Source organism: Acetomicrobium mobile (assembly GCF_937920065.1).
In genome coordinates, this window is the sequence record NZ_CALETC010000300.1 from 1 (window position 1) to 1,589 (window position 1,589).

The window sequence follows — 1,589 nt, forward strand, 5'->3', positions numbered from 1 at the left end:
TGTCTTTGCACATAGAAATCGTCTTCCACAACATTGGGGGCCTTTTCAAAGATTGGAGCCGTAGGTTCACCCTTCTCAAGATTTTGGACATAGTAAACGTTTGGCGTTCCGGGATGGATCTCCAGCGCGTCTTCTGCCATGGCTGCCGGAGCGCTCATGTAGGCAGGCAGTACCTCGAGATCGACCTTGACCTTCTCGGCAGCAGCACAGGCGTTTTCATAGGTATCGGCACAGACTATTGCTATGGCATCTCCAAACTGGAAGACCTTCTCATCACAAAGTATCGGCCGATCCCAACCATCTCCTAAGTTGGTCGGGAAGGTAATTAGTCCGGTTATGCGATTTTTGCCCTTGATATCCTTGTGCGTGACCACCTTGTAGACGCCGGGCATCTTTTCGGCCTCAGAGATATCGATGTTTTTGATATTAGCGTGGCTCACCGTTGCCTGCACAAGCGCCAGCTGCAGTGTGCCTTCGGGCATCTTTAGCCCCAGGTCGGCGCCATAATCCAGCGTCCCAGTCGCCTTGGCCACCGCAGTGGGCCTCGGGTAGGCAGTGCCCCAAATCCTGCCGTCTTCTGGCATTTTGAAATCCAGCTCCGACTCATCCATCTCTCCCCTAAGAACTTTGGCTGCATCCATTACGGCGTCGACGATGGGAATGTAACCCGTACAGCGGCATGCGTTGCGGTTTTTATGAAACCATTCTCTTACTTCTTCCCGAGTCGGAGAAGGATTATTGTCTAAAAGCACCTTAGCCGAGATGATAAAACCTGGAACACAGAAGCCGCATTGGGTTACTCCGTGCTTAATAAAGGCCTTTTGGAGGGGGTGTAACTTTTGGGGTGTGCCAATCCCTTCGATGGTTGTTATGGAGTCCCCGTCATTGATCTTGTCGATCTTAATGGCGCATGAACGAACAAGTTTGCCGTTTAATATGACGTTGCAAGCGCCGCACTGTCCTTGTCCACAACCGACTTTCGTTCCTGTCAGACCCAGTTGCTCTCGCAAAACCTTCGCCAGGGTGTCCTTTCCATTTACTACGATGTTGCGTTCCACTCCGTTGACAAAGAACTGCTTTTGGATCATCTTTTACCACTCCTTCTCTTTCATAACACGGCACCTTCAAAGTCCATCTCGAATACGAATCAATTGAACTTTCGGCACCTCTTACTCTCTCACCATATTCCATGTCTACACTCGTATGAAATCAGAGAAGAATTCTTCATGATTGACGATCCTATAAAACTACAGACCATTAAAGTAAAATTTCTGCAACACCTCCTTTAAGTAAAACTATATTGTCCGAATAATATGCTAACTAAACAACTAAACCCCCTTCCTCCTGGGAAGGGGGTTATAATCCCATCTCCTCCTTTCCAAGCGGGAGGCCTTTTCGTTTCCGAAAAGACCCTATCGGTCGATGCTCATAGGTCAAACACCCTTAGATACATCGACTCGGAGGTCGCATGAATATAACATCATCACTTGCATAATTAATCATAATAAATGCAAAAACAAATGTCAACTGAATGAGTTACCTCACCTAAAACGTGAGCGAAACTATCAATGCCTTGAATGTGTCTTATC

The 1,589-nt window shown here is 47.5% G+C and carries 1 protein-coding gene and 1 riboswitch; the gene reads right to left on the reverse strand.

The features are described from left to right. Nucleotides 1–1,088, reverse strand: a 1,088-nt coding sequence (locus tag Q7P41_RS11160; RefSeq protein WP_303884303.1) for a 2Fe-2S iron-sulfur cluster-binding protein, incomplete at its 3' end; no start/stop codon positions are given. Between the two features lie 267 nt (nt 1,089–1,355). Next, nucleotides 1,356–1,476: riboswitch (molybdenum cofactor riboswitch) on the reverse strand. Nucleotides 1,477–1,589 lie beyond the last annotated feature (113 nt).